Here is a 23320-nt window from a genome sequence, read left to right as displayed (position 1 = left end):
TGAACGCAACCACGAAGCAGGCGGTAGCAGCTAGCAGCGTGGGAATCATCAGTACGCCGAACCAGCCTACATACAGGCGGTTCTCGGTGCTGGTGACCCACTGGCAAAACTGCTCCCACAGGGAGGCGCTTTCGCGCCGCTGTAGAGTAGTGGTCATGATGTATTAGTCCAGGTAAATGTACTAAGTATTTAGCTGAGAGTGTCTTCAGCTACCGTTACAATAGCACATATTCCTAAATAGACTCCAGCAAAAAATAATCTTGGCGCTAGGTTAGAGCGCGGAGAGTTGCAATCCTGTGCGGTTGGTGATGGAATAGGAATCTGTCTTGTTCTGCCTGCAGGGCTGGAGCAACGGCAGAGGGCCTGTGATATAGGCCGCTAGGGGGCGTGGCGGAATGGTAGACGCTACGGACTTAGAAAACTGAGCCTTAGCGAAGAAATTTGCTAAGTGGAAGCTCTCAAACTCAGGGAAACCTAACTCCAGTAAGAGGCGTAGCGTACTTACACCAAAGCTGGACATGGCAATCCTGAGCCAAGCTGGCGAGAACCAAACGCCAGAAGGTGCAGAGGCCCGACGGGAGCTACCCTAACGTAAAGACGAGGGTAAAGGGAGGGTCCAATTCTCAAAACCTGGTTGGGGTTATGCTCTGGCCCGGCAGCAGCGAAAGCTGCGGGAGAATGAAAATCCGTTGACCTTAAACGGTCGTGAGGGTTCGAGCCCCTCCGCCCCCATACCGCATGTTGTAGAAAGCATTCTCAGATTAAGAAAACTCTTCTGTATAGCTCTTTGCTGACCTGGCTTTCGCCAAACTTTGGTCTAGCACAGCAGAATGCCTGTAGTATTCTTTGTACAGTCCCCTGTAGGGCCTGACCCCTCAGTCGCCAAATTTTGGTGACTACGGAGAAGGGCTTGTAGTTTAGCCATTTGAGTTACCAGTAAGGTTTTATACTCCTCAGCAAGTAACCGTTCGATTGGCAACAGTGTGATTTTGATTACGCTCAGCACAATGGCTGATTAGGCTAAAGGCGGTGTTGTGCTGTGTTAGTTTACACAAATGATCCATGGCAACTACTTAAAGCCCGATCGCATCTGTAATATATGAGTGCACGCCTTGTAGGCTGAGCCTGGTTAGGACTAGCTGACTTGGGAGCGTGAATTTACCATCGGGTTCATTGGGTTTAGGGTTTGTCGGGTTCAACGTGTAGAACCCAGCCTTCAACAGCTATAGCTGGTTTGACTATGGCCGCTGCTGTACTCCAGCAGAGCGGGAAGGTACAAGGGCAAGATCTGCGAATAGGATGTGTTGACAGCTAGTCAATACCTTCGAAAAAGGTCTTTAGCTCCGAGTTAACTCCGGTTGTTGCCGGGGTTGAGTTGAGGAACCAATGTCTCGGGAAGCTGTGTCAAGATACCACTCAATGGAGTCAAGCGACTATGATTCACGCCCTGGGCTAACGTTGGCTCAGGCGCAACAGGTAATTTACGATTTTTTGCTTGAAATTGTCAAAATTTGGCATCCTGAAGATGTTTTAGAAGAATTTAGACATCTTTTTATTCACCATACTGACTCAGTTAGTTCCCAGACGCTACCCGCTCTCCACGTTATTTTGTTTGCCAATAATGAGCAGGAGTTCCGCAATACCATCAAGCGGTGCTGTTATATCCTTGTCAACAACTGGGAAGTTGCTCGGCAGTTTGATGCCATTCAGAGCCTGGTAGATATTTTTTCGGATCCGTTGATCCAGCGCCGTACCCTGTCGCCAACCCTGAAGCGGCTGCGCCATTGGTTAATCCGATTTACTGAAAGTCATGATTTTGAGGAACTGCGGCTGTTTGCGGCGCGCTACGCAGAGGAGCGCACCCTCAATCGTCCTGATGAATGGGCCAGCCGCTATACATCCTACCTGTTGGTGCCGCAGTACGTTAACGAGGCCAATCCGATTGAGCAACGTCAGGCGGCTCGGGCGCTCTCCCGTCGCCTAAAAGACAAGTTCAAGTTTGAGCTAGCTATGTATACGGCCTACGGCCAGTCGGGGCAGGCCCACGGGCGTATTATAGAAAACCCCACGGTGCTGGGAGATAGCGCCATCCGGCTGGTTAAGGCCATCGTGGCAAGGCGAGGCGATTTTAGCTATAAGAATCTGGCCCGCTTGTTCTTAGCCCAGGTCAAAGAGAGCAATTACGGCGAGTTTAAGGTTAGTTTGACGCGCTACCTGCTTTACACCGTCAACAGTAACCCGATTTCAAAACAAATTCAGGATCATCTCGATGCTCGTTTGGTTGATTTGTACGCTGAGTTTGAGCCTCAGCCTTTGGATGCATCTTTGGTGCTGCGCACGTGCAACCGGATAGTTGATTACCTCATGACGGAAGATCAAGAGCAGCCATCGCCTCTATTTTCGCTGGTGCTCTCGCAAGGAAATGCTCTGACGCTGGCCATTATTTTACTTAAGCTAGTGCTGGTTTCGCGTCATACGCTGCCTTACCTGGAGGCTAGAATTGCCAGTCTAATTCGCTACTATGAGCAATTTCCCCGCAGCCAATGTCAGTGGGTCATTAATTTTTTAGAGGTGTTTCAGATTACTTTTGCTATTTACGGCGACAACATTGAGTACAACCTGGTTAAGGTAGACCCCCATGGGCGTGAACTTAAGGCTGAGTTTCTTACAGAACACCAGGGCGTAGAGGCCTTTAGAATTTTTTCCCAAACGCTAAAACATCCCTATACCAAACTGCCTGCGGCGGTTGATGAGCTCATCCAGGAGGACTCGCCGTTTTGGGATGAGGCCTTTTTAGATGAAGAATAGCGTCAATTTGGTGGGGGCAGAGTCGGCTGAGACGCCTGATACCAGGTGCTGAGTGCAGTATGGTAGACCACCTGCCAGGAGAGGCCGTAGCGACGGGCTAGAGCTACACAGTCTTCGTATTCAGGGTGGACGTTGAGAACGGCTTGGGTTTGGGGATGGTAGGCCACTTTTAGGTTGACAGGCCCGTAGGGGGTCTGGAGGGTCTTGAACTGCCGGGGCAGCACCCATCGCTGCTGAGACTGACGGCGGATGCCTAGGGTAGAGGTTTCAGAAAATAGAATATCGATGCACTGAGGCTCATCGCTAGGGCGACAGATAACGGTAATCAGCAGTCCGGGCCGCGATTTTTTCATCGCTACGGGCTGGGTAAAGACGTCTAGGGCACTGGCGCTGAAGAGGCGATCGTAGAGGTAGCCAACGGCCTGAGGCACCAGGTCATCTACCTGCGTCTCAAGCAAAATGACGGTGTCTAGATCGTAGGGAATCTCTGGATCTGAGGCCTTTTCTAGCCGCTCTGTTGGGGGCTGTTCTGCTAAGGGCAGGGTTGTAGATGGCAACTCAGGAGGCGGTAATACCTGGGCTGTGGCCGAGCCTGTGGCCAAATCAGTGACCCCAATCCACAGGCGTAAAGCGTTGGCAACAGGTAGCGATTTGCCCCCGGCCCCCAACCCGGTACGGTGCAGGGTCATGGCTGGAGGATCGCCAAAGCGCTGGGCCAGGGTTGTTGCGATCGCCGCCCCAGTCGGGGTAATCAGTTCGCCATCGAGACCGTTGCTGTACAGGGGCACCTGGTGCTGCTCCAGCAGCTTGAGCACGGCGGGAGCGGGCACGGGTAGCCAGCCGTGGGCCGCCTTGACGCGCCCCCGTCCCGTGGGCAGGGGTGAGCACACTAGGGTATCGATATTTAAATAGTCGAACCCGAGGCAGGTGCCAACAATATCGACGATGGCGTCGGTAGCTCCCACTTCGTGGAAATGGACCTGATCGATCGCAATGTCGTGGACGGCAGCTTCGGCCTTGGCCAACGTGCGAAACACCGCTAGGCTCCACTGCTGGACGCGATCGGGCAGGTGGGCCTGGGTGATGAGATGCTCGATCGCGGGCAGGTTTCGGGTGTGATGGACTGTGTGACGGTGCTGGTGCTGTCCGTCATGATGGTGGTGGTCATGATGCGCTGGGGAATGCCCTGACGGATGACCGGGGGTAGCTTTGACTACAACTTGGGCCTGGAGGGCGCGCAGCCCCTGGCGCAGAACGGGGGCGACCGAGAGTGTGAATTCGTCGTTTAACCCCAGGCTGGCCAGCTGGGTTTGTAGGTAATTCAGGGGCACGCCCGCATCGACCAGAGCAGCCAGACACATATCGCCCGCGATGCCGGTAGGGCAGTCAAGGTAAGCTATCGTTTTCAACAGAACAATAGAAAGGGAAGGGCAATGGCAACAGTCTACAAGCTACATCCCAACAACCCACAGAGCCGCAAAATGGAGGCGATCGCGGTGGCGCTGCGGCAGGGAGCGGTGGCACTTTATCCCACAGACACAGTCTACGCCATTGGTTGCGACCTGAATCATAAAGGGGCGGTGCAGCGAGTGCGCCAGATCAAGCAGCTGGCCAACGAGAAACCGCTGACCTTTTTATGCGCTTCGCTATCTAATATTGCCGACTATGCCATAGTCAGCGACAGTGCCTACCGTTTGATTCGGCGGCTGATTCCGGGGCCGTTTACTTTTTTGCTGCCCGCGACTCGTCAGGTGCCGCGCCTGGTGATGAGCCCCAAGCGCCGAACTACGGGCATTCGAGTACCCAACCATCCCATTTGCCTCTCGCTGGTCGAGACCCTGCAAAACCCGGTGATTTCGACCTCGGCCCTGACGCTGCTGCCCGCCGCAGACTCGGGACGAGCCGTTGACAAGCCGGTCGACAAAATGGTGATGTTTGACAACTTAGAAAAGCTGGTCGACGTCATTGTGGACGACGACCAGCCCTTGGCCTATGAAGTATCGACCATTCTCGATATGGAGGGCGATCAGCCGTTGGTTGTGCGTCAGGGGCTGGATTGGGAAATGGCGCTCGACTGGGGTGCTCAGCTGGCCTAGGGCATGTCATCAACTGTGGCCAAAAGCCGGATGTATAGCCTTGCCAGGCCCGCCCCCAAGAACAGGCTAGGGGCTGTAAAGCTTGATTTGAGCGTTTAGCAGCTACTTGATGCCAGTTCCCAGCGCCAGGGGCAACTGGGCAACTGGCACTCTGCGAATTGGCGGTGGGTGCGGGCTGGGTGGCCAGGTCGTCTAGCCACGTTGTCGGCACTCAGGCGGTAACAGCGGATCTGGCGATCGAAGCTTATGCCCCCGCGCCACAGGGCTTTCATCGATTCGACAAAAATTTAGTAAACCTTTGACGACCAGGGAAAGCAGCGGCACAACCTGGGCTTAAAATCCATCAGAGCAAGGACAGCAGGATTGCGGTCGCAGCGGGCAGATTTTACCGCTGGCACAGAGCGTGAGAAATCGCCGCAGCTGGCTGGGAGGTACACAGCAAGCCGATTGGGGTTGGCAACTTGTGCCGCAGCCAGCTGAGCGATTGGCCCGACTGGCTATTCCCGATATCGGTGTCGTTGTTAGGATTGGGTAACTATGAAGACCGCATCTACCTGCATTACCATGCCCCCATCATCTCCTGGGACTACACCGCCGCCCCCGGAACCGTCCCCAAAGTTGGCTCCAGACTTGTCTCCAGCATCGGCCTCTCACGCAGGAGACGAAGGCCCTGCACCGACGGTGGCGGCTCTGGTGCGAGACCAGTTCATGGCCCACCTGCAGCGGCGGCCTGGGGGGCTGACTGGAGTGATGCAGCGGTTGACCGCAGAAATTGACCGCATTTGCGCTCTCAGCGATCGCATTCAGGCCTCGGGCGATATTAACCACTGGCAGATGGCCCTGGTGCGTCATCGCGTGAGCAAGTGTTTGACCTACTACGACATGGGCTCTCACCGGGGTCGGGTGGAGCTGCACAGCAGCCTGAGCGCCATTGTCTACCGCCATGTGGCTCCCCAGGGCAGCCATCTGGGGTTTAAGGGCCGCTACGCGCTGCTCGAAGACTTTATGCAGAACTTTTACATCGAGGTATTGAACGCCTTTCGGCGAGAACATAACCTGCCCGCCACCTATACCCCCCGCACCCAGCTGGAGCTGGCGGAGTATATGGCCTTTAGTGAGCAGTACGCGAAACGCCGCATCAATCTGCGGGGCGGCAGTCAGCAGCTGATTGTGCTGCGGGCTCAGGCCTTTAGCCGCCGTCAGCCCGCCGAGACATCGGTGGATATGGCTCTGGTCACCGAGGGGGCCAAGACCGAGGCGGCTGAGTCGCACGCGCGCAGTTCGGTTGTGCAGCAGGTGCGCGAAAAAATGATGGCCGAGAGTAGCGATCCCGGCGATGGGGTGATGCGCGATCGCGTCATCCACGCCCTGATGCAGTATCTCAAGGCCCAAAATCAGCCCGACTGTGTCAATTACCTGGTGCTCAAGCTCCAGGACTGCTCCGCTGCCGAAATTGACGATATTCTGGGCCTCTCGGCCCGAGAACGCGACTATTTGCAGCAGCGCTTTAAGTACCACGTCGAAAAATTCTCCCAGCAGCACGAGTGGCAGCTGGTGCACCAGTGGCTGGGGGCCAACCTGGAGGCTCGCCTGGGCATGACCTCCACAGAATGGGCTGATTTTTTGGCTACCTTAACCACCGACTACCGCCGGTTTCTGACGCTCAAGCAGCAGCAGATCGGCGATGCGGCTCTGACTGACGAGGCGATCGCCCAAGCCCTGGGCTGGACGCCAAAAAAGGTACAGCGCAACTGGACTAAGGTGCTTAAACTGGCCTGGACGTTTCGCAATCAGGCGCGGGGGGCAGAGGCGGGCTGAGGGGAGCGGTTAACCGGCGATCGCCTCAGATTCGGTGCCGGGGGGCTCAAACTTGTAGCCCACGCCCCGCACCGTTTGAATCAGGGCCGGCTGAGTGGTGTCTTTCTCAATTTTTTTGCGGATCTGGCCCACGTGCACATCCACGACTCGCTGGTCGCCCACGTAGTCATAATCCCAAACTTTTTGAATCAGCTCGGCCCGCCGCCACACCCGACCGGGGTGACTGGCTAAAAAGTGCAGCAGGTCAAACTCCAGCGCCGTTAGCGGCACCATTTCTTCGTTGAGCATAACCTCGCGCCGTACCGGGTCGATGGCCAGACTGTTAAAGGTCAGGCACTGCTGTTCGGCAGCGGTAACCGGGCGCTGACGCTTGAGAATAGCCCCAACCCGCACCTCTAGCTCACCCAGGCTGAAGGGCTTGGTAAGATAGTCGTCGGCCCCTTCGTGAAAACCGCGAATTTTGTCCGACTCGTCGGTGCGGCTGGTCAGCATGAGCACAAACACGCCAGTGCGCGACTGCATCTCTTTACAGAGGTCGTAGCCATTGGTATCGGGCAAGTTTAGGTCGAGAATCACCAGATCAGGGGTGAATTGCTCAAATACCGCCAGGGCTTTTTTGCCATCCTCAGCCGACTCCATTTCATAGTCTTGCTTGGCTAGGAACCGATGAATCAGGTTGCGGATTGCGGGGTCGTCATCGACAACGAGGATCTTGGCTTCCGCCATGGTCGTACCTTTCTATAAGTTGACTGGTTAGATGAGAGCGTCAGGAACCCGTTGGGGAATTATCGTACGGCACTGGCCGCAGCAGGAGCACTCAATACCCTTTTAGGGGTTTTCACTCACTTTGAACGGCATCAGCCATAAAAACATAAATAATTCCATAGCTTACTCGAGAAGTTTATGAAGTTACCACCCTGGTCGGTGGGCATCGCTATTCTAAAGTGGCCAGAATTCTAAAGTGGCCAGACGAGGGTCTTCGGTTAGCGGCGAGACGCCCCCGGGCTTGACTGCATGAGCCCCAGCAGCGGCCCCAAAATTAACCCAAACACAAACCCCCCCGAGTGAGCCCAGTAGGCAACCCCACCCGCACCCAGGTTGGTTTCGGTGCTGAGGCTGGCGATGCTAAACAGGGCCTGCTGGGCAAACCAAAACCCCAGAAAAAAAATCGCCGGAATGCGAATAGTGGTGAAAAAGATAATCAGCGGAATCAGGGTGACGATATAGGCGCGGGGAAACCGCAGAATGTAGGCTCCCATTACCCCTGCGATCGCGCCACTGGCCCCAATGGTTGGCACCGCAGACGAGGGGTCAAACACCCACTGGGTCAGACCCGCCAGAGCGCCGCAGCCCAGGTAGAAGATTAAAAACTTGACGTGCCCCAGCCGATCTTCAATGTTGTTGCCAAACACCCACAGGTAGAGCAAGTTGCCCCCCACGTGAAAAAAGCCGCCGTGGAGAAACTGCGACGAGACCAGCGTGATCCACTCCGAGGCCGGGGCCTCTAGCGCCCCCTGAAAGCTTGCCGTTAGCTGGTTCGGCACTAGCGCCCAGGCGTCAAAAAAATTGTCGAGGCCCTCCCGCGACAGGCCCAGCTGAAACACAAAGACGGCGATGTTGAGACCAATTAGCCCATAGGTAACAACCGGGGTAATGCTGGTAGGGTTGTCGTCACGAAGGGGAACCACGGCGATACCTGATACGTAATTTTATTGTAGAGACATTATTTGGCGAGATTGGCCGCCAGGCGCGATCGCATGCGCCCCAGGTTACCCCCTAGGCCTGGGGCAAAATTTCAAGGCTGCCCGCGTCGCCATCCAGGCGGGCCATCGCTCCTACCGGCAGGGCGGCGTTGCTGCCGTCGTGGCCAAAGGGCAGTTCCGCCACTACGGGAATGCCTAAATCGCCCAGGCGATCGCGCAGCACATCGGCAACCGCAAAACTGGGTACGTTCTCCGGCGGTTCGCAGCGGCTAAAGCGGCCCAGGGCAATACCTTTAACCCCGGTGAATAGGCCCGCCATGCGCCAGTGGGTCAGCATGCGATCGATGCGGTAGGGAGCCTCGGTGACATCCTCAAAAGCCAGAATAGCGCCACTCAGGTCGGGCTGATGGGGAGTGCCAAGCAGGTGGGTCGCCACCGTTAGGTTGGCGGGCCACAGCCGCCCCAGCGCCTGACCATTGCCCCACCCCTGGCCGTGCAGGGCCGGGAGCGGGTAACCCATCACGGCCTGTTTGAGCCGCTGCTGCGACCACTCGGGTTCTGCCGCCAGGGTGGTCAGCAGCGGCCCGTGAATGCCAGCAATGCCCTGCTGGCCAAGGCTCCACAGCAGGCTGGTGACGTCAGAAAAGCCGATCAGCCACTTGGGGGTCAGCGCCTTGGGCCACTGCCAGCCCTCCAGCAGACGGGTCCCCCCATAGCCCCCGCGCGCGCAGAGAATGCCGCGATAGGTAGAGTCGGCCAGGGCCTGAGCGAGCTGCTGGCGGCGATTGACGTCAGACCCGGCCAGGTAGCCCCACTGATCGCTGATACCGGGGCTAACATCGACCGTAAATCCCCAGCTGCGCCAAACTTCTACCCCCTGGTTAAAGCGCTCTAGCTCGCGCAGGGCACCGCTGGGGGCAATCACCCGCAGGCGATCGCCCCCTCGCAGCGGCGGCGGGTGGCGCAGCGATGACAATGACTTGGGCATAGGGGTATCGGCGTTCAATCTCTAGCTCCAGAGCAAACTTGCTATACTTCTTAACAAAGCGTTACATATCCACAGGGCTTTACATTGGCAAAACGTTACGTAGAGAAACCTATGGCTAACTCCTCTAATTCTCCTGAATCTCAAGAGTGGGGCTTTACCCCTACCGCCGAAAGTCTCAACGGTCGCCTAGCTATGCTGGGCTTTGCCTTCGCCATCATTATTGAAGCCCTGAGTGGCCAGGGAGTGCTGCATTTTTTGAATCTAGTTTAGAGGTGTAGCCAGGTGTAGCTAAAAAGATGGAGAAGATAAGGAGATGGGGCGATGAGGAGACAGATGGAGTAGTGCCTTGGCCTTCCTCATCATCCTTACACCCTCATCTTCCTCATCAAAGTTTCTCAATCAGCCCAAAACACTGGCCAGCAGGGCTTTCTGGGCGTGCATTCGGTTCTCTGCCTGGTCCCACACGCGGGAGGCAGCACCTTCAATCACCTCATGGGTAATTTCTTCGCCCCGGTGGGCGGGCAGGCAGTGCAGCACAATCGCATCTTTACTGGCCTTTGCTAGCAGCGCCTCGTTCACCTGGTAGGGCTGAAATACCGGCAGGCGATCGCCCGCCTCTGCCTCTTGCCCCATGCTGGCCCAGACATCGGTGTAGAGCACCTGGGCTTCTTTGACAGCGGCTTCGGGGTCGGTTGTCACCAGCACATCACTCCGCCCCTGGGCAAGCCGATTGGCCTGCTCCACGATGGCCGGATCGGGGGCATAGCCAGTGGGGCCGGCGACCCGCACGTTCATGCCCGCCATAGCGCAGCCCAACAGCAGGGAGTGGGCGACGTTATTGCCGTCGCCCAAATAGGTCAACGTCAGGCCTTTAAGGGTGCCAAACTCTTCTTGAATAGTGAGCAAGTCGGCCAGGATTTGGCACGGGTGCTCTAAATCGGTCAGCGCATTGATCACAGGAATAGAGGCGTAGTCGGCAAATTCTTGAATTTCAGCCTGATCAAAGGTGCGAATGGCTACCACATCGAGATAGCGATCGAGCACCCGCGCAGTATCGCTGGTCGGCTCACCCCGGCCCACCTGAGTAACCCCCGAATGCAGGTCCAGCACCTGCCCCCCCAGCTGGTACATCGCTACCGAAAAACTGACTCGGGTGCGGGTCGAAGCTTTGCGAAACAGCAGACCCAGCACCTTCTGCGGAAATTGGGGGTGGTGCTTGTCGGACTTAAGCTCAGTGGCAAAGGCAAGGAGTTCGGTCAGTTCGTCGGCACTGAGATCGCTCAAACTCAGCAGATCACGGCCGCTCAGGGGTGGCATAGCCATAGGCAGGGTTCGTAAAAATAAGACATTAGCAGATTATTGGGGAAGCCTTGTGCCGGTCTGTATCGGCAGGGGCAAAACCTTAGCGCAACTGTCTGCCGGACCGCTGCTGGGCTCAATTGAAACCTTTTAGGGATCAGCAGGGGGATGGATGTGCCGCCCTTTCAAGTCTGCATTATGATTGGGGCATCGCATTTGCCGTGGCGGTTTCGGCCTCTGGTTTCGGTCTCTAGTTTCGGTCTTTGGGGTCGACCTACAGAGCGTTGTTCAGCCACTTCTGGTGATGCTGTTTTATCGGTGTTTGCATTCCTATGATTAGTGCGGTTGTTCCTCCTCGGCCGATATCCCTGGAGCCGTTACCTCAGCCTCCTACGGTGCGAGAACGGGCAGCGGCGGGTTACTTTCGCGACATCGCTCTGTGGCTGAATCAGCCCCTGGCGGCCCACGGCATTTTTGTCCAGGTGCGGGCCGATCGCCCCGGCTGTTTGCAGCTAATCGTGGAGTTTCAGCAGCCGCCGGTCAAAGATCGACTGCTGCGGTTTTTGTGTCACCGAGTTTGGCTGCTGAACTCTGAGCTAATTGAAGGCATTTGGGTGATCGCTCGCCCCCTGGGCCACCGTCGGGTGCTATGGCAGCAGCGGATTAAGATTGTCACCCCGGCCCTCAAGCGCCATCAGGCCGAGCTACAGGCTAGGGCCAGGCTCCAGCGTCCCTCGCCGCTGCCGGCTCAAATTCGTTCACCACGTCCGGCTAAGGGACTGTCGCGTCGGCACCTGCAGACGCTGCGCACCTTCGTGCTGTCGGGGTCGGCGGTGGCGGCTTTTGTGATGGGCTGTCTGCTAGAGGTGATTATTGCGACTCCCTCCCCCGTGCTGCCCCAGTTTTCGGCGCAGTCTGAGGTGCAGAGCAAGGTTGCTCGCGGGGGCCAAACTCCGGCCGCCCCGATAGCGACAGGGGCAGAAAACGAGGTGACGGCCCTGGTGGAAGGCCCCTCTGCCAGGCCCAGCGCCCCGGCTGCGCCCGCCGCGCCATCTCTAACCCATCGACCCACGGTCGTCGATGCGGCCCTTGAGCCGGTTGGCGTGATTACTCACCCAACGCTGACGCCCGCCCCTAGCGATGATGTCACGCTTCTGTTTGGCGGTGATATTTCCCTTGAGGATATTGCTCCCGATGCTCTGACGGCCCCCGGCGGTTTTTTTGCCGACGTTGCCGACTATAGCGAGGCCGATTTGGCTCTGGTCAACCTGGCGACGCCACTGGCAACGGCGGCCACTAACCTGGAAGAAGGCCTGCGTCATCAGACCCGCGCCGATGCGGTTGATCTGCTGGTCAACAGCGGTATTGATATTGTCAACCTCACCCACAGCCGCCTGATGGACTACGGAGCGGCGGGCCTAGACGAAACCTTGACGACGCTCGACAGCAAGGGCCTCTACCGAATTGGGGCCGGGCGCAACGCGCTAGAAGCCCGCCGCCCCGAAGTGATCGACGTCAAAGGGAAGCGAATTGCCTACCTGAGCTACGCCATGGGGGGCAGCAACGCCGCTCACGATACCGACGTGCTCAAGGAGCGGGCTGGGGCTGACGACAAGGCGATCGCAAAAGAAGTCGAAACCTTCAAAGCCGCCACGGCCTTTAAAGATCGCGCCGGGTTTAATGCCCAAAACATGCCCGAAATTGTGGCTGATATTCAGGCCCTGCGCAGCGAGGTGGACTGGATTGTGGTGAATTTCCGCTGGGTTGACCACCTCAGCGAGCAGCCCAACTTTATGCAGACTAACCTGGCTCGCCTGGCCATCGATCAGGGTGCCGATGTCGTTGTGGGCTACCACCCGACCGTTATTCAGGGGGGAGAAATTTATAAAGGGCGGCCGATTGCCTACTCGTTAGGAGACTTTGTCTTTCACCCTGGTGAGCCAGTTGAAAATCAAGATTCTGCCGTTTTGAAAGTGTCGCTCAAAGACGACCAGATGCAGGTTGAGCTGGTGCCGGTGCGGGTGCGCGACTCTCAGCCCAAGACCCTAACGGGCGACGCTAGCCAGGAGGTTTTGCAGCGCATTGAGCACGCTTCATCACAGTTTGACAAGCCGCTGAAGTCTCCTGTAGTGCTCGATCTCAAGGCTCCAGAGGTGTCGCCAGAGACCGTTAGCGACCCCAGCAGCCCCTTTGTGTCGCCCGAAGCTGAAGATATTTTGCCGGTGGAGCTAGAGCCTGAGCAGAAGGCTGAGCCTGAGGTCAAGCCTGAACCGGAGCGATCGCCCGAGGCGTTGACCGAACCGGGTGAAAAGGTCGAGCAACCCTCCCTTCCAGCGGCCCCAGCGCCTGTGCCCGAGTCTCCTGTGCCCGAGGCTATAGACACACCAGCAACACAGCCAGAATCGGGAGCGCAGCCAGAATCGAGCACTGAGCCAGAAGTAGAGGTAGAGTTCAACGAAGAGCTGCTGGAGTGGGGACCCAAGGTATCGCCAAAGCAGCGCGAGTTTCAGCCAGTGCCAACCCAGCGATCGGGAGGCAGTGGCTCTGATACTGAAATATCGGCCCCTCAGCCCAACCTGGGCAGCGAAAAACCCGTAGCCGCCCTGACCCCGCCGCCAAAAGCTCAAGCTCAAGCGATTGAGGTTGTGGGTGAGATTTCTAGCTGGGCCGATGCTGTACCTGAAAGCCCTGCACCGGTAGCGCCAGAGGCGGTAGATTGAAGCCTCAAACGCCCTGATTAAGGCATTTGTGAGGTTAAGGACAAATTGCACTGCCCGAGCACCCTTGCCTTGGGAGCGTCGTGATAACGTCTAGCCATACTGCCGCTGAGGTGCCCCGTGTTCGCCGTTGCTCTAAAAGCAGACTCCCCGCCCACCTACGTTCTTTCTGACACCGATACCGATGCTCGTCTCGAACTGGTGCCCGATCGCGGCGGCATTGCCACTCGCTGGCAGGTCGAAGGCCAAGATGTTTTCTACTTTGACCGCGATCGCTTTACCAACCCAGAGCTTTCGGTACGGGGCGGTATTCCCATTCTATTTCCAATTTGCGGCAACCTGCCCGACAACCAGTACAGCCTGGAGGGGCAAACCTACAGCCTCAAGCAGCACGGCTTTGCCCGCGATTTGCCCTGGCAGGTGACCCAGCAGGATGTCTCCAACGGGGCTAGCCTCACCCTAGAGCTGACCCACAACGACACCACCCTGGCCCGGTATCCCTTCGAGTTTAAGCTGGCGTTTACCTTTAAGCTGCGGGGCCACAGTCTGGAGCTGCAGCAGCAGTTCACCAATCTTTCCACGCAGCCTATGCCCTTTTCCACCGGGCTACACCCCTATTTCTTAGTGGAAGACAAGTCTCAGCTCACCTTTGACATTCCCTCATCCGAGTTCCGTAACCACCTGAACGGCGGGGTAGAGGCTTTTGGCGGCAGCTTTGACTTTAGCCAGGACGAGATCGATCTGGCATTTCAGGGGCTGACGGCAACTACCGCCACGGTTACCGACCATCACCTGGGACGGCGGCTAACCCTCTCCTGGAGCGCCGACTACACCAAGCTGGTGTTCTGGACGGTGAAGGGGAAAGATTACTATTGCCTAGAACCCTGGACAGCTCCGCGCAACGCTTTAAATACGGGCGAGAATCTTTTGGTCATTGACCCTCAGCAGACGTTAGAAACCACCGTGCAGATGGCGATCGCGTTTCTGTAGCGGAACCATTAGTTCCTGGAGCGACTTTGGTGTGGCAAAAACTAATTGCCACTGCGACATCGGACTATTTTGATCCGGAGTTACTGACGTTGGATTAGTTGTGGTCTCTGTTTCTAGTTGCCCAACCTTAGGAGTCAGGGGTTGACCTTGCTGGTTTGGGAAGCCGCACCGAACCTGGGGATCGCCTCAGGCTAGGGCGATCCCCGCGAACAGGCAGGGGACATCAAGATCCGCTAAAATGTGCTTCTGCCTGAAGGGAACTACCCGCCAGGACAATTTCCTTCCATCACGGCTGGTTCTATGACCCAACTCAACAACGGCATCACGCTGTTTTTTAGCCTGCTAGTCGAGGCCATGCCCTTTTTGCTGCTGGGGGTGATTTTTTCGAGCGTGCTGCTGCTGTTTGTCGATGAGCAAAAGCTGCTGGCCATTATTCCTAAGAACGTGGTGCTGGCGGCGCTGGCGGGGAGTTTAATTGGCTTTCTGTTTCCGGTTTGCGAATGCGGCAACATTCCGGTGGCGCGGCGACTGCTGACCAAGGGAGCGCCCACGGCGGTGGCGATCGGGTTTTTGCTGGCTGCGCCAACGGTGAACCCGGTAGTCTTTTGGGCCACCTGGATCGCCTTTCGTGACCAGCCAGAAATTGTGTTTTTGCGGGTGGGATTTACCCTGATTGTAGCGGTTGCGATCGCCCTAATTTTTAGCGCCCAGGCCGATGTGCGCCCCTTTTTGCAGGACAACCTCACCCGTATGATGGGGGAGCCTGAGCCTGCCGTCGCGCCCCCACCAGAGCCTGAGCGATCGCCTCTGCTTAAGTCGGGTACCTTTTTAATGCAGTCGCCGGGTCAGGTGCTGCAGCTCGATGCCCCTCCGGCCCAGGTGCTGGCCCAGGTGGCGGTGGCCCCGCCGCCGCTGATGTATCGGCTGCGCCTGATGGTCGACAACATGGTGCTGGAGCTGCGAGAGTTGGGGGCGGTGCTGGTGATCGGCAGCGCGATCGCCGCCTTTGTTCAAGTCGCTGTGCCCAGGGATGTGATCTTGAGCCTGGGGCAGGGGCCAGTTACCTCAATTGTGGCCATGATGGCCCTGGCCTGGGTCGTGTCGATTTGCTCGACGGTAGACTCGTTTTTTGCCCTATCCTTTGCGTCTACCTTTACCAGCGGGGCGCTGCTGGCCTTTCTGGTGTTTGGCCCCATGATTGACCTCAAAAACATCAGCCTGCTGCTGACGGTGTTTAAGGGGCGTGCCATTGTCTATTTGTTTGTGCTGGCGGCCCAGCTGACCTTTTTGCTGACCCTGGTGATGAACCTGTACACGGGGTAGCGCTGGGCTCCTTTGTCGATTGTCTGAGATTATCGTCTGAGACTGCGTCGTTTTGACTCGCATCCATGACCTCTATCCCTCAAGCTAACGGTTCTCGCGCCCCGGGTCGGCGATCGCTGCCCTGGCAGGCTCTGGTTGATGCTGCCATGCTGCTGCTGTGGGGGCTGATGCTGCTGCGCTTTACGGTAACGGGCAAGCTGTACCTGCTGCTGCACCCCGACTACATGTGGCTGGCTCACCTGGCGATGGTGCTGCTGCTGGCCATGGGCGTAGCTCGTGCGGTGCAGGTGTGGTCGAGCTATCGTCAGCGCGGTGTCCCGGCTCCCCGCAGCCAAGAACACCTGGCGCTGCTGCCCCGTCAGCTCAGCAGCGTGCTCTTGATTGCCATTGCGGTGTTTGGCCTGATCTATACTCCCCGCCCCTTTGCCAGCGAGACGGCGTTTCAGCGAGGCATTACTGACGTGCTGGGGCAGACGCGATCGCGGCCCCAGCGGTTTTCCCTCGGCGGCGATTCTGAGACCCGCACCATCGTGGACTGGGTGCGCACCCTCAACGTCTACCCCGAACCCGACGCCTATGCCGGGCAGGGCGCGGTGGTGAGCGGCTTTGTCACCCACATTCCCGACTGGCCCGACAGCTTCATCATGATTTCGCGATTTGTGCTGACCTGCTGTGCCGCCGATGCCTACCCAGTGGGGCTGCCCGTGGAGCTGCCGGCAGGCACCGCGCGCCCGGCCCCCGACACCTGGCTCGAGATCAAGGGCACCATGCAAACCACTACCCTCGACGGCAAGCGCCAGCTCGCCATTGGGTCTGCTACCCTGACCGAAATCCCTGAGCCGCGCACTCCCTACGAATATTAGCTATGGCCCGTCGTCGCTCTCGTCGCTCCCGCAGTTCAAGATTGGCTCGCGTTCAGCCTTTAGACCGCTTAGCCCTGGCGGTTATGACTGGTCTAGCCCTGGTCATGGGGTTGCTCATTCTCTCGGGCGACCATGCCACAGCACGGGTGCGCGACTTTACCTGGCAAGACCGCCAGGTAGGCACTGAAGATCGAGCCTTTCTAATTACCTTTAGCCGCCCCATGGATGTGGCCAGCGTGGAGAAAAACCTCGCCCTAGATCCGCCGCTGCCTGGCAAGGTGAGCTGGGCCGGGCGGCGAATGGCCTACACCCTGACCGATCCGCTGCCCTACGGCGAGTCGTTTACGCTCAGCCTCGATGAGGCCCGCGATCGCTATGCGGCCCGCCGCGATCGCCCCAGCCGCTTTGAACCTTTTCAGGCCCAGTTTCAAAGCCGACGACGGGCCTTTTTGTACATTGGGGCCGAGGGCGACGAGGCCAACCGTCTGGTGCTGGCCGATCTAGGTCGCCAGGAGCGCACCATTCTGACACCCAAAAATTTGTCGGTGCTGGCCTTTAAGCCCTACCCGCTGGGAGACAAGGTGCTCTTCTCAGCCAGCGACAGCAGTCAGGGCGGCAGTCTGCTCAATCAGCAAATCTACACCGTCACCACGGGCATTACTCCCCGCCCACCAGTTGATTTTATGGACGAGCGCCCCCCCCTGTGGCGGCGGTTACTGCCCCAGAAGGCCTCCCCCGAGTCGGGTGAAACTACCCTGGTGCTCGACAGCCGCAACTACCAAAACCTCAAATTTGACCTATCGCCTGACGGGCAGACCATTGTGGTGCAGCGGGTCAATCAGCAGGACCCAGCCGACTTTGGCCCCTGGCTGGTGCGGGCCGGAGAACCCCCTACCCCTATTGAAACCGAGCCCGGTGGCGACTTTTTGATTGCTCCCGACAGCCAGTCACTGCTGCTGCTGCAGGGTCAGGGGACCGCCATCATCGACCTGGGAGAAGAACCCACCCGCGGGCCGCGTCAACCCCTCGACTTTTTGCCCAACTACGGTCGCGTCCTGGATCTGGCCGCCGATGGGTCAGCGGCAGCCATGGTCAACTTCAACCAGGATGACCCCGACAAGCGGTTTACCGAATCGCTGTTTTTAGTCACCAACCAGGGCCGTGAAGAGGAGCTTCTACAGGTCAGCGGGGCTATTTTGGAGGCCCAGTTTGACCCTGCTCGGCAGGTGCTCTACGTGCTGGCCAGCGAACTGGTCGATGCTCCGCCGGATAGCGATACGCTGCAAACGGCTGATGCCTATGTTGAGCAGCCCCTGCTGCTGGCGATTACCCTGGCCGATGGAGAGGTTAGCCCGCTGCTGCGGCTGCCCCTGCTGCAGACCATCCACATGAGCGTAGCCCCCGACGGGCGATCGCTGCTGCTAGATTTAGCCGACCAGGCCGCCGCCGCTGACCCTATCCAGAACCCTAAGATCTGGCATCTGCCGCTGGTGTCTCAGCCTGCTGGTGGCGATACCGCTAACCGCGACAGCAGCGATGCGTTGACGAACACGCCGAACGACGCTTCCGACAGTTCTCAAGACGACAATGCGGCAGTGGCTGACCCTGCTGACACCAGCGATGGCGATGCGGCTGATACTGTAGCGCAGGAGTCAGAGGAGCCAATCACGGCTCCGACCGTTGTTGATCCAGAGACATTTCCCTTTAGCGGCATTCAGGCGACCTGGCTACCCTAGGCGGATCGCCCCTGCTAGGGCCGTTCAACTGGGTCTCGGCTAACAATGCCCGACCACTGCACCTGCTTTTCTCCCGTGCGTCGGTAGGAGAAAAACCGATCGGGCTCCTGAAACGTGCAGTGGGGGGCGATCGCCACCTGATCGCGGCCCAGCCCCAGCTGCTCTAGCTGCCGGGCGTTGGCCTGGCGCACGTCCAGCCGCACCTTGCCTGGGGTGTCATCGGCCCGCAGCGGCGAATGGTCTGCTTGCAGCAGTGCTCTGACCACGGCCTCGTCACTGCCAGCGGCATCGCTGACCAGCGTGCGCCCCACGGCGGCGGCCACATCTACCGATACCTGGTAGACCTCGCCAGCGATCGCCGGACCAATCGCCACCACCAGGTCTTCGAGGCGGATGCCCTGGGCCTGGAGCTTGCCTATCGCCACTGGCACAATGGCCTGGGCCGTGCCGCGCCAGCCCGCATGGACAGCCGCCACCTGCCCGGTGGCGCGATCGCCAATCAGCACGGGGCTACAGTCGGCTGAGCACACCCAGAGGGCCTGACGGGCGCGATTCTCCGTTGGAGAGGCTGCGCCAACGCTGATCAGGCCGTCGGCCTCCGCCCTTGCCCCTTCCACAGCGGCGGCCAGATCGGCGGGAGTCAGCACCCGATTGCCGTGCACCTGCTTCACCCGCTGCACCGCTGCATTTGCCGCCAGCGATGCCGTCAGGGTTTCAGGCGTCTGGGGCCAAAACTGCCGAGTAAAAAAACCGTGGGGCCAGGGCTGCAGCAGGTCACAGGTAAGAAAGTCTTGCCCCTGCCAGGTTTGCCATTGCCAGTCTGCCATTTTGCCCCCCAAGGCGTTGGTGATGCCAGTACGATGCTACAGCGCCTCTGGTCAATTGATTGGGTCAATCTCGCTGGTCGTCTCGCTGGCTAATGTAGAGCAGACGTTAAGCAAGAGCAGCGTTTTATCAAGTTCTATTTTGGCGCAGCCCAGGTCGCCTCTGCAGATTTTCTTCAGGTGGTAGCGTAATCGGTATTGCTGACGACCTATTTTGATTTCTATATCCAAGCCCAGCTTGGGTGCCGGAGTTTTTCCACCGGCAAAACTCCATTTCTGGGCTGGAATTTAACTTATACAAACTCCAGGATGATCATCGGGTGAGCCTAGATCGACTCCGTCAGGCTGTAGAGCAGCCCTCTAAAATGCTGGGAATAATGCCCTGTTACCAGGCATTGCGCCCGCGATTCTATCTTCACTGGGTCGAGCAAACCGACTCCACCAACCGGGCGCTGGCTGACATGATGGCGGCGGGCGCTCCGGCGGGTACGGTATTGGTGGCGGCAACGCAGCAGGCCGGGCGCGGCCAGTGGGGGCGGCAGTGGCAGTCTCCTGTAGGAGGGTTATACCTATCGCTGGGGCTAAAGCCCGACCTGCCGGCCTCCCGCAGCCCCTACCTGACGTTGGCCAGCGCCTGGGGAGTAGCCACCAGCCTGGCGAACCTGGGGCTGCCGGTACAGGTTAAGTGGCCTAACGATTTGGTGGTGGGGGGCAAAAAGCTGGGCGGTGTGCTGGCCGAAACCCACCTGGAGGGCGGCAGGGTTCAAACCGTGGTGATTGGGCTGGGGCTGAATGGCTTTAATCCGGTACCTGCCACCGGCACCTCCATTCAGCAGCTAATTCGACCGGAATTGGCCTCTGGCCCGCTGAATACCTTGGAGGACCTGGCCGCGATCGCCCTCTATGGCCTAATGCAGGGATATCTCCACTGGCAAAACCAGGGAGATGACGCCTTTCTGATTGACTACCAGGCTCGTCTGGCCAATCTAGGCCAGGGTGTGACCGTAGAAGGTAGGCCAGCAGAGGTGATTGGGGTAGCCCCCTCCGGGAATCTGCGAGTGCAGCTAACCCCTACCGCCAGCGACATACCAGCGGTCAAGACGCTGGAGATTGAACCAGGTAAAGTAACTTTGGGCTACAATGCGTAGCGGCTGATTATGGTGAAAAAAATTAACTTAGAGCCTATTCAAACGCGTAAACTTTCCGGAGTTTATCCGTCGGTAGCCTGGCTACAAGTAGCGATGTTAGTAGGTGGTATGGGAGTAACCCACAGCGGGTTAGCCCTCGCTGGAACCCCCGATGCCCCCGATGCGTCCAACAGTGTGTCTGGGCAAGCGGGGCCAGTCGAAACCTCCGCTGACTATCTCAAGCCGGGGATCAGCAGTGCCCACAGGCCCAGCGCCCAAACGACTCTAAGCTTACCTTTGCCCTCAGCAGCGCGACCTGACTTTACCCCTCAGCGTCCGTCTGCATCAGCCGTTGTGACATCCCCCCCTGCAGCGAGTTCGCCGATGTTCTCTCCGGTTCCCCCTCCCCCTCCAGCGGCTGTTACCGTTACCATTCCGGCTCAGCCGTCGGCCCCTACAATGGCTGAGAGCCTGCTGAAGCCCCCTGTGACCTCAGTAGCGAGCGAGACCACAGCCGAGGCTCCCGCTGCGGTCAGTGCCCCTGAGCCAGCGGCTGCAGCGGCCCCCGCCCCCGCGATGCCCGAAGCTGTCGTGCCACAGTCTACGGTACCCGAGGCGATCGCCGCCGATGAGTCAGTGCCCGCAGGCTACAACAGCGTCTTTATCGACCCCACCAACTACAGCCTCGGGGCTACTCAGGCCCCAACGGCTCAATCGGGTGGAGCGCCAAATGTAGTTTTTGCAGAACGCTCTAGCGGCTGCCAAATTACCGTCGCCGCCGGACAAACCAGCCCCAGCAATGCCTGTGCGGCTACAGCCGCAGCCGCACAGGGCTCTACATCCAGCAGCGCTGGACAGGGCGAAATTCGGGTAGGCCCCGTTGCCGTTAGCTCCCAAGGAGTAAGGCTGGGCAGTACCACCATCGTCAGTCGTGAGGCCCTCAACGAAAAGCTGCGTCCCCTCAATGTCTTGCGGCGCGGCAATGAAGAATACGTGTTTCCGCTGTCGGTGCCGGCGTCAATTTCGTCGCTGTTTGGCTGGCGTATGCACCCGATTGCCCAGAGCTGGCGGTTCCACTCGGGCACCGACCTGGCTGCCCCTCTGGGTACTCCGGTACTGGCTACCCAGGCTGGGCGGGTGTCGGTATCTGACTTTTTGGGCGGCTACGGCCTGACGGTGATTTTGCGCCACGGCGACGGCAGCCTAGAGTCTCGCTACGCTCACCTGTCTCAGCTGGCCGTACAGGCCGGAGAGTGGGTTGAGCAGGGCGAAGTGATCGGTCTGGTGGGCAGCACGGGCACATCCACTGGCCCTCACCTGCACTTTGAAATGCGCCAGCTTACCGCTGATGGCTGGGCGGCTGTCGACCCAATTGAGGTCTTGGAGTATGGCGTTGCCAACCTGCTCGAAATCATCGACAATCCGCTGCTGGCCCTGGGTCGCGACGGAGCCGAAGCGGCAGCCACCGAGGAGAGCCTACCGGCTGACTATCCCTTCCGTCCGGCCCAGCCCAATGCCAGCTAGGATGACCATTCGCCATCTGGCTGTCCCAGGGCGGACGTAGTTGCGATGGTCTACGTCGTCGAGCATCAGGTGCGGTTCCACGAAACCGATGGGGCCGGGGTGGTGTACTTTGCCAACGAATTGGTGATGTGCCACAGTGCCTACGAAGCATCCCTGGCCGCCGCTGGGATCGATCTGGGCACTTTCTTTAAAGCTGAGACCCTCGCCTATCCGATCGCCCATGCCAGCATTGACTACCGTCGTCCGCTGCACTGCGGCGATCGCGTTACCGTTCACCTGACCCCCGCCCGTTTGGATGACAGCAGCTTTGAGATTCAGTATCAGCTGAAGCTTGGGGATACGCTGGCAGCCCAGGCAGTGACTCGCCACGTCTGTATTTCGGTGGCCGACCGCCGCCGCCACCCGCTGTCTACCGAGATGGAGCAGTGGCTGACCCGCTGGGGCGATTTACCCCCTCAGGAGGAGCAGTAATGGAAGGTAGCTGGCAGGAGTGGCTGTTTGTGGGAGGCTATGTGGGGTTTCTGGTGACGATCGCGGCTATTGTGCTCACCTCTCGTCCTGGCCCCTAGCGCTGCTGTTAACGGCAGCCCAGTGAATCTCGCGTTGCGACCCCGGTAGTTGAATTTACCCCTGCCGCTGTCTTGCAGAGCTGACGAGCCTGGGCCCCGTCTAGAATGGCCCCCGAAAAATCGGCTCCGGCGATCGCGGTGTCGTCAAAGGTGGCCCGCAGCAGAATGGTGTCAACCAGCACCGCATCGCTCAAGTCGCTGCGGGTAAAGCTAACCGAGTCGAGCATGCCGGTGGTGAAATCTGCCCCGTGAAAATTGGCGTCGGTGGCGACCGAACCGCTGAAGATCGCTCCCCGCACGTCGGCATCGCTAAAGTTGGTCAGCTCCAGGTTGGCGTTCGAAAATTCTGCTGCCCGCAGCTGCTGCCCAGAAAAGTCTCTGCCCTTGAGTTCGGCGTTGCTGAAGGACAGGGGTGGTGGATAGTTGGGGTTCGCGGTGGCATCCCCCATCCAGAGGCTAAACCCCAGGGCTAGGCCCAGAATGGCCGCGAGGAACCGCTTGAGCAGATCAGGCGGCAAACTAGGTAACCACGGCATGGAGATACCTCAAGGCGAACTGTTTTAGTTTTAACATTCGCATGGGAACAGCGATCGCGCCAGCTCAATTCCCTCAGCACCAGGTACATAGAGAGTTTAGAGGCTGCAACCGGGGCCAGCCGCCGTCAAAGAACAGGGCGTGCTCCGCCGTCACCCCCGAATTTTGTAAGCAATTCTTAAAGATGGCCGTATTGTTTCCGTAAATTCTCGGTGGCGCGCTCCCCCAAATAGCCTGTAGTTCGATAGTCTGGATAGAAGCGCTTAAAGGGCGGCTTTGTTTTAACTTAAACGTCAGATAGGCGTCTCCTGATGGGGTTTCCCCCGGCTTCGGTCGGGGGTTTTATTTTGGGAGAAAAGGCTTTTCTAAACCCGCCCAAGTTGATCGCGGGGCGCAAGCTT

Annotated in this window: 19 protein-coding genes and 1 pseudogene; 12 read left to right on the top strand and 8 right to left on the bottom strand. The window is 58.5% G+C overall.

Annotated features, from left to right (window positions below; translation table 11 throughout):
• Positions 1-157: pseudogene (locus ACQ4N7_RS20935) on the bottom strand (photosystem II q(b) protein); the annotation flags it as partial.
• Positions 158-1458: 1301 nt separating this feature from the next.
• Here ACQ4N7_RS20935 and ACQ4N7_RS20930 point away from each other — a divergent pair.
• Positions 1459-2808: a hypothetical protein gene (locus tag ACQ4N7_RS20930; RefSeq protein WP_430713433.1), complete on the top strand. Its 1350-nt coding sequence runs from the start codon at positions 1459-1461 to the stop codon at positions 2806-2808.
• Between the two features lie 2 nt (positions 2809-2810).
• On the opposite strand, the gene larC is transcribed toward ACQ4N7_RS20930, so the two are convergent.
• The gene (gene larC, locus ACQ4N7_RS20925) at positions 2811-4217 is read right to left on the bottom strand and encodes a nickel pincer cofactor biosynthesis protein LarC (protein WP_430713432.1); all 1407 of its coding nucleotides are present in this window, start codon (positions 4215-4217) and stop codon (positions 2811-2813) included.
• Positions 4218-4241: 24 nt separating this feature from the next.
• Between larC and ACQ4N7_RS20920 the strand changes: the two genes are divergently transcribed.
• Entirely contained in the window at positions 4242-4904 is a 663-nt protein-coding gene (locus ACQ4N7_RS20920) for an L-threonylcarbamoyladenylate synthase (protein ID WP_430713431.1), read from the top strand.
• A 537-nt stretch (positions 4905-5441) separates the two neighbouring features.
• A complete protein-coding gene (locus ACQ4N7_RS20915) occupies positions 5442-6722 on the top strand; it encodes a hypothetical protein (RefSeq protein WP_430713430.1) in 1281 nt (426 codons plus the stop codon).
• A gap of 9 nt (positions 6723-6731) precedes the next feature.
• On the opposite strand, the gene ACQ4N7_RS20910 is transcribed toward ACQ4N7_RS20915, so the two are convergent.
• The 3 genes from ACQ4N7_RS20910 to ACQ4N7_RS20900 all read right to left on the bottom strand — a co-directional run bounded on the left by ACQ4N7_RS20910 (position 6732) and on the right by ACQ4N7_RS20900 (position 9413).
• Positions 6732-7448, bottom strand: a complete 717-nt coding sequence (locus tag ACQ4N7_RS20910) for a response regulator transcription factor (protein WP_106867918.1) — start codon at positions 7446-7448, stop codon at positions 6732-6734.
• Between the two features lie 257 nt (positions 7449-7705).
• Positions 7706-8410, bottom strand: a complete 705-nt coding sequence (locus ACQ4N7_RS20905; RefSeq protein WP_430713429.1) for a rhomboid family intramembrane serine protease — start codon at positions 8408-8410, stop codon at positions 7706-7708.
• Between the two features lie 88 nt (positions 8411-8498).
• Positions 8499-9413: a S66 peptidase family protein gene (locus tag ACQ4N7_RS20900; protein WP_430713428.1), complete on the bottom strand. Its 915-nt coding sequence runs from the start codon at positions 9411-9413 to the stop codon at positions 8499-8501.
• Between the two features lie 111 nt (positions 9414-9524).
• On the opposite strand from ACQ4N7_RS20900, the gene ACQ4N7_RS20895 reads away from it, so the two are divergent.
• A complete protein-coding gene (locus tag ACQ4N7_RS20895; protein WP_430713427.1) occupies positions 9525-9683 on the top strand; it encodes a chlorophyll a/b-binding protein in 159 nt (52 codons plus the stop codon).
• 129 nt (positions 9684-9812) lie between these two features.
• On the opposite strand, the gene argF is transcribed toward ACQ4N7_RS20895, so the two are convergent.
• Positions 9813-10730 carry an ornithine carbamoyltransferase gene (argF, locus tag ACQ4N7_RS20890; protein WP_430713426.1) on the bottom strand — a complete coding sequence of 306 codons (918 nt, stop codon included), beginning with the start codon at positions 10728-10730 and terminating at the stop codon, positions 9813-9815.
• Between the two features lie 314 nt (positions 10731-11044).
• Between argF and ACQ4N7_RS20885 the strand changes: the two genes are divergently transcribed.
• From ACQ4N7_RS20885 to ACQ4N7_RS20865, 5 genes are all read left to right on the top strand, one after another.
• The gene (locus tag ACQ4N7_RS20885; RefSeq protein ID WP_430713425.1) at positions 11045-13432 is read left to right on the top strand and encodes a CapA family protein; all 2388 of its coding nucleotides are present in this window, start codon (positions 11045-11047) and stop codon (positions 13430-13432) included.
• Between the two features lie 117 nt (positions 13433-13549).
• On the top strand, positions 13550-14419 hold the full coding sequence (locus tag ACQ4N7_RS20880) for an aldose epimerase (protein WP_430713424.1): 870 nt from the start codon (positions 13550-13552) through the stop codon (positions 14417-14419).
• Positions 14420-14719: 300 nt separating this feature from the next.
• Positions 14720-15742: a permease gene (locus ACQ4N7_RS20875; RefSeq protein ID WP_430713423.1), complete on the top strand. Its 1023-nt coding sequence runs from the start codon at positions 14720-14722 to the stop codon at positions 15740-15742.
• A 65-nt stretch (positions 15743-15807) separates the two neighbouring features.
• On the top strand, positions 15808-16605 hold the full coding sequence (locus ACQ4N7_RS20870; protein WP_430713422.1) for a TIGR03943 family putative permease subunit: 798 nt from the start codon (positions 15808-15810) through the stop codon (positions 16603-16605).
• A gap of 2 nt (positions 16606-16607) precedes the next feature.
• Entirely contained in the window at positions 16608-18341 is a 1734-nt protein-coding gene (locus ACQ4N7_RS20865) for an Ig-like domain-containing protein (protein ID WP_430713421.1), read from the top strand.
• A gap of 14 nt (positions 18342-18355) precedes the next feature.
• Here the strand turns inward: ACQ4N7_RS20865 and pgeF are convergent, their stop codons facing one another.
• A complete protein-coding gene (gene pgeF, locus ACQ4N7_RS20860; protein WP_430713420.1) occupies positions 18356-19168 on the bottom strand; it encodes a peptidoglycan editing factor PgeF in 813 nt (270 codons plus the stop codon).
• Positions 19169-19542: 374 nt separating this feature from the next.
• Between pgeF and ACQ4N7_RS20855 the strand changes: the two genes are divergently transcribed.
• From ACQ4N7_RS20855 to ACQ4N7_RS20845, 3 genes are all read left to right on the top strand, one after another.
• Positions 19543-20313: a biotin--[acetyl-CoA-carboxylase] ligase gene (locus ACQ4N7_RS20855; RefSeq protein WP_430713419.1), complete on the top strand. Its 771-nt coding sequence runs from the start codon at positions 19543-19545 to the stop codon at positions 20311-20313.
• 108 nt (positions 20314-20421) lie between these two features.
• Entirely contained in the window at positions 20422-21816 is a 1395-nt protein-coding gene (locus tag ACQ4N7_RS20850) for a peptidoglycan DD-metalloendopeptidase family protein (protein WP_430713418.1), read from the top strand.
• A gap of 45 nt (positions 21817-21861) precedes the next feature.
• Positions 21862-22287: an acyl-CoA thioesterase gene (locus tag ACQ4N7_RS20845; RefSeq protein WP_430713417.1), complete on the top strand. Its 426-nt coding sequence runs from the start codon at positions 21862-21864 to the stop codon at positions 22285-22287.
• A 106-nt stretch (positions 22288-22393) separates the two neighbouring features.
• Here the strand turns inward: ACQ4N7_RS20845 and ACQ4N7_RS20840 are convergent, their stop codons facing one another.
• Complete coding sequence (locus ACQ4N7_RS20840) at positions 22394-22921, bottom strand: pentapeptide repeat-containing protein (protein WP_430713416.1); 528 nt, start codon at positions 22919-22921, stop codon at positions 22394-22396.
• Positions 22922-23320 lie beyond the last annotated feature (399 nt).

It is taken from the genome of Nodosilinea sp. AN01ver1, from assembly GCF_050565655.1.
In the GTDB taxonomy this organism is placed as follows: domain Bacteria; phylum Cyanobacteriota; class Cyanobacteriia; order Phormidesmidales; family Phormidesmidaceae; genus Nodosilinea.
The sequence above is the reverse complement of the archived record's forward strand: the minus strand, read 5'-3'. Positions and strand labels throughout refer to the sequence as shown.